Genomic DNA, 4,949 nt, shown 5'->3' with positions numbered 1-4,949 from the left:
CGCCCCGCAGCGCCACACGTCGGTGTCGGGGGCGATCTCAGAGACGATCCGCAGGTGGCCGTCGGCCTCGTGACGCCGGTTCAGCAGCAGGGCCTCCCGCCGTCCGTCACGCAGGACGACGAGGGCGAGATCAGGCCCGTCCGGGCCGGCGATCAGGTAGCAGCTGCCCGGCCCGAGCTGGTCGAGGCGGGTGGTCCGGCCGGGAAGGCGCGGCTCCATGGTCATGCCTCCATCCGTGCGCGCCGCTCACCCCGCCCTTTCCGGTAGAACGCGCGGCGCTCGGCTTCGGCCCGCACCACGGTGGCGCGCACCTGAAGCAGGTCCTTGCGGGTCAGGAGCCCGACGAGGCTGCCGGTCTGCGGATCGGTGACCGGCAGGCGGCCCTGCCCGGCCGACAGCATCACGTCGAGGGCGTGCGAGACCACGTCGCCCGGATGGACGACGGCCAGATCGGCGTCGGAGACGCGCTCGCCGAGGGTGCCCGCCTCGGTCTCACCCTCGCGCACTTCGAGGGTCCAGCGCAGGGCGTCTTTGCGCGAGACGAGGCCCACCGGCCGACCCGCGCCGTCGACCACCGGGTAGGCGTGGTGGAGGCCGGTCTCGATGGCGGCGAGGGCCTCGGCCAGGGGCAGGTCCGCGTCCAGGGTCTCGACGGTGCGGGTCATCACCGCCTCGACCCGGGCCAGATCGTAGGGATCGATCCCGTATTCCCGGGTGACGTGCTGCCCGCGCCGGGCGATCTTCTCGGTCAGGATCGAGCGCTTGAGGAGGAGCACGGTCACCGCGTAGGCCGCCATGGTGGCGGCGAGCAGGGGCGCCAGGGCGGCGACGTCGCCGGTCACCTCGACGGCGAAGACGACGCCGGTGAGGGGCGCCGGCAGCGTGCCGCCGAGCATCGCCGCCATGCCGAGCAGCGCCCAGAAGCCGTGGGCGCCGGGCAGGAGCAGGCCGATCAGCCAGCCGACGGCGCCGCCAAGGATCAGCAGCGGCGCGAGCACGCCTCCGGACGTGCCCGACGACAGGGCGGCGAGCCAGATCACCGCCTTCACCCCCAGGATCAGCACCACGGCGCTCGCCAGCATGTGGCCGGAGAGCAGGTCGTGGATCACGTCGTAGCCGACGCCGAGCGCCCGGGGCTCCGCGAGGCCGCCCAGGCCGACCACGACGGCGCCGAGGGCGGGCCACCACATCCAGTGGATGGGAAGCCGCCCGAACCCGTCCTCCAGCGCGTAGAGCGCCCGGGTCAGCGCGCCGGAGATCAGGCCGCAGGCGACGCCGAGCAGCGCGCAGGCGGGAAGCCCCCACCAGGGCAGGGCCGGATTGTCGGCGAAGGGAAACAGCGGGCCGGCGCCGAACAGGGCCGGCCGCCAGCAGGCCGCCGTGACCGCCCCGACGGTCACCGGGACGAGGCTCCGCGGCCGCCACTCGAACAGCAGGACTTCGACGGCGAGCAGCACAGCCGCCACGGGCGTCCCGAAGATGGCGGTCATGCCCGCAGCCGCACCCGCCACCAGCAGGGTCTTCCGCTCGGCGGCGCTGAGGTGGAAGAACTGCGCGAAGAGCGAGCCGACCGCGCCGCCGGTCACGATGATCGGCCCCTCGGCGCCGAACGGGCCGCCGGTGCCGATCGCCACGCCGAGGAGAGCGCTTGAGCACGCCAACTTGGGGCGACATCCGCTCCCCGCCGATCAGGATCGCTCACATCGCTCCCGGGATCCCGTGGCCGCGGATCTTCTCCGAGCCGTAGCGCGCCATGGCGCCGACGATCAGCGCCCCGATCACCGGGATCGCCACCATCCAGGGCCCCGGCGTCGCGCCGGCCAGGGAGGTCAGAGCGGTATCGAAGCGGCCATACCACGCGAGATTGGTCACAAGGCCGATGAGCGTGAGCAGGATCCAGGCGGTGCCGCTCGCGGCCGTGCCGGTTACGACAGCCATGCCGGCCAGCGTCAGGACCCGCCGATCAGCACTGAAATCCCGCAGCGCACGGCGCAACGGCCTGGCACCCCCGCGCTCCCCTTCCTCCCCGCCGATCATCCAGGCCTCCTTTCCTCACGACCGCATTTATGTCGTGATCCGATATAATCCACAACGGCACGGTCGTGGCGAGGCTGCACAAGCCTGTCGATCCGGGGCATCGTCGGCGGATCACAGGCCCCATCACGGAGGCGATCATGGACACCGACGCGTCCGGGACGGAGGCGCTGTCGCGGGAGCAATATGCGGCGCTCGCGGATTTCCGGTTCCGGCTCCGCCGCTTCCTGGCGTTCAGCGAGGCCGCGGCGGCCCGGGCGGGGCTGCCGCCACAGCAGCATCAGGCCCTGCTGACCCTGGCAGGCCATGTCGGACGCGCGCCCGCCACGGTCGGCCTTCTGGCCGAGCAGCTGCTGATCGCCCCGCACAGCGCGGCCGAACTGGTGTCCCGCATGGTGGAGGCCGGTCTGCTGACCAAAACACGCGCCGTGGAGGACCGGCGGCGGAGCGCGTTGTCGCTCACCCCCCGTGCCGAGGGCCTCCTGCAAAGCTTGACGGCCGCGCATCTGGACGAGCTGCGCAACCTCGCCCCCGCCCTCACCGACGCCCTCGGACCCGCGACGCGCTGACGCGACCGGCGGCCGATGGGTCGTTCAATCGCAGGGGACCGGCATCACCGACCCGCCTGCGGGGACGGAGCGCGAGGGATACCTTCGCGGCGGGCCGCGGTCCGGTCAGCCCGGGGCGACGCGTTGCCGATCCGATGGTGGGGCGGTCTGGCTGTCGATGCGGGAGCCGTGAGGCCCCGCCTCAGCGCGCCCGCGCCACGCAGAACTCGACGGCCCCGAGGAGCGCCGCCTTGACGGGCCCGTCGGGGAAGATGTCGAGGGCGGCCCGGGCCTCTGCGCCGTAATGGTGGGCGCGGGCGACGGTCTCCTCCAGGGCGCCGTGGCGCTGCAGGAGGTCGAGGGCCGTTTCCAGATCGTCGGCGCCGATCTCGCCCTGCTGCAGGGTGCGGCGCCAGAAGCCGCGCTCGCCCTCGCTGGCGCGGCGGTAGGCGAGCACGATCGGCAGGGTGATCTTGCCCTCGCGGAAATCGTCGCCGACGTTCTTGCCGAGCTCCGCCGAGGTGCCGCCGTAATCGAGCACGTCGTCGATCAGCTGGAAGGCGATGCCGAGATTCATCCCGTAGGACCGGGCGGCCGCCTGCTCGGCCTCGGGCCGTCCGGCGAGCACCGGCCCGACCTCGCAGGCGGCGGCGAACAGCTCGGCGGTCTTGCCGCGGATCACCGCAAGGTAGGCGGCCTCGTCGGTCTCCAGGTTCTTGGCGTTGGTGAGCTGCATCACCTCGCCCTCGGCGATCACCGTGGCGGCGGCCGAGAGGATGTCGAGCGCCCGCAGGGAGCCGACCTCCACCATCATCCGGAAGGCCTGGCCGAGCAGGAAGTCGCCGACCAGCACGGAGGCCTCGTTGCCCCACTTGATCCGGGCGGCGACGCGGCCGCGGCGCATGTCGCTCTCGTCGACCACGTCGTCGTGGAGGAGCGTCGCAGTGTGCATGAACTCGACGCTGGCGGCGAGCTTCACGTCGCCGTCGGTCGCGCCCGCGTAGCCGCAGAGCTGGGCGCAGGCGAGCGTCAGGATCGGGCGCAGGCGCTTGCCGCCGGAGGCGATCAGGTGGTTGGCGACCTCGGGGATCATCGCCACGTCCGATCCCGTCCGCGACAGGATCGTGGTGTTGACCCGCGCCATGCCGTCGGCCACCAGCGCGACGAGGTCGTTGAGCCCCGCCTCCGCCTCGGGCTTCGGATTCTCGATGGAGAGGGCCATACCCAAGATCCGTGACCTCCAGACCGGTCGCCCCTCAGGGGGCGGGCGATCCCTTCGCACGCGCCCCGCGGCGCCGCAACATCGTCGCCGTCCGGATATGGGGTGCCGCCAGCGCGGGGCTCACGCGACGAAACCGCCGATCCGAGCCCGCTTCGGAGCGAACGCGCGATGATCGAGCTGATCCGGGCCAACGATGTCGTGCTGATCGGGTTCGCCCGATCGGTCCTCGAGGCGGCCGAGATCCCGGTCCTCGTCGCCGACAGCCACATGAGCCTGATGGAGGGATCGATCGGGGTCTTCGGCCAGCGCCTTCTCGTCCCGCGCGACCATGAGGCCCAGGCCCGCCGCCTGCTCACGGATGCCGGCATCGCCCACGAGCTGCGCCAGCCGTGACAGAAGAGGCCGACACCGGCGCCGATTCTTTCCTCGGCGGCCTCCTGCGCCTGCACCAGCCGCCGCGGGGGGCGCATCGCGCCGGGACCGACGCGGTGCTGCTCGCCCGGCTGCTCGCGCCGCAGGCCGGGGAGCGGGTCTGCGATGTCGGCGCCGGGACCGGTGCCGTCGGTCTCGCCTGCGCGGCCCTGGCGCCGGGCCTCCGGCCGACGCTGGTCGAGCGCGACCCGGTGCTCGCCGGGCAGGCCCGCGCCAACGCGGCCCTCAACGGCATCGACGCGCAGGTTCTGGTAGCCGACGTCCTGGCACCCGCGGCGGAACGCCGCGCCGCCGGCCTGGCGCCGGACAGTTTCGACGTCGTGCTCACCAACCCGCCGTTCTTCGCAACCGGCGGCCACCGCGCCTCGCCGCATCCGGGCCGCGCCGCCGCCCACACCTTCGCGGGCGGGGATCTCGAGACCTGGATCCGGACCTGCACGGCGATCCTGCGGCCCGGCGGCCGCCTCGGCCTGATCCACCGGGCGGACGCCCTTCCGGCCTGCCTCGACGCCCTCAAGGGCCGCTACGGCGGGCTGGCTATCCGCCCGGTCCATCCCCGCGGCGACGCGCCCGCGATCCGTGTGCTGATCGCCGCGGTCCGCGGCAGCCGCGCCGCCGCGAGCCTGCGCCCGCCCTCGTGCTGCACGGTTCCGACGGCACCTTTCCGGCCGAAGCCGAAGCGCTCCATCGCGGCGCCGCCTGGCCATCGCTCT

General features: G+C 73.3%; 3 protein-coding genes and 3 pseudogenes. 3 read left to right on the top strand and 3 right to left on the bottom strand.

The annotated features are described in order from the left end of the window. Both I53_RS04600 and I53_RS04595 read right to left on the bottom strand, forming a co-directional pair. A pseudogene (locus I53_RS04600) lies at positions 1-225 on the bottom strand (hypothetical protein); the annotation flags it as partial. Continuing rightward, positions 222-2,037: pseudogene (locus tag I53_RS04595) on the bottom strand (chloride channel protein). The pseudogenes I53_RS04600 and I53_RS04595, both read right to left, overlap by 4 nt. A gap of 137 nt (positions 2,038-2,174) precedes the next feature. On the opposite strand from I53_RS04595, the gene I53_RS04590 reads away from it, so the two are divergent. Continuing rightward, on the top strand, positions 2,175-2,603 hold the full coding sequence (locus I53_RS04590; RefSeq protein ID WP_043347176.1) for a MarR family winged helix-turn-helix transcriptional regulator: 429 nt from the start codon (positions 2,175-2,177) through the stop codon (positions 2,601-2,603). A 181-nt stretch (positions 2,604-2,784) separates the two neighbouring features. Here the strand turns inward: I53_RS04590 and I53_RS04585 are convergent, their stop codons facing one another. Then, a complete protein-coding gene (locus I53_RS04585; protein ID WP_043347174.1) occupies positions 2,785-3,804 on the bottom strand; it encodes a polyprenyl synthetase family protein in 1,020 nt (339 codons plus the stop codon). Between the two features lie 168 nt (positions 3,805-3,972). Here I53_RS04585 and I53_RS04580 point away from each other — a divergent pair, with 168 nt between their 5' ends. Continuing rightward, positions 3,973-4,197, top strand: a complete 225-nt coding sequence (locus tag I53_RS04580; protein ID WP_026604550.1) for a DUF2007 domain-containing protein — start codon at positions 3,973-3,975, stop codon at positions 4,195-4,197. Then, positions 4,194-4,949 (top strand): annotated as a pseudogene (locus I53_RS04575) (tRNA1(Val) (adenine(37)-N6)-methyltransferase); the annotation flags it as partial. The gene I53_RS04580 and the pseudogene I53_RS04575, both read left to right, overlap by 4 nt.

This window comes from Methylobacterium sp. B1 (genome assembly GCF_000333255.1).
Taxonomy (GTDB): domain Bacteria; phylum Pseudomonadota; class Alphaproteobacteria; order Rhizobiales; family Beijerinckiaceae; genus Methylobacterium; species Methylobacterium fujisawaense.
This window is presented reverse-complemented; position numbering and strand designations above follow the sequence as displayed.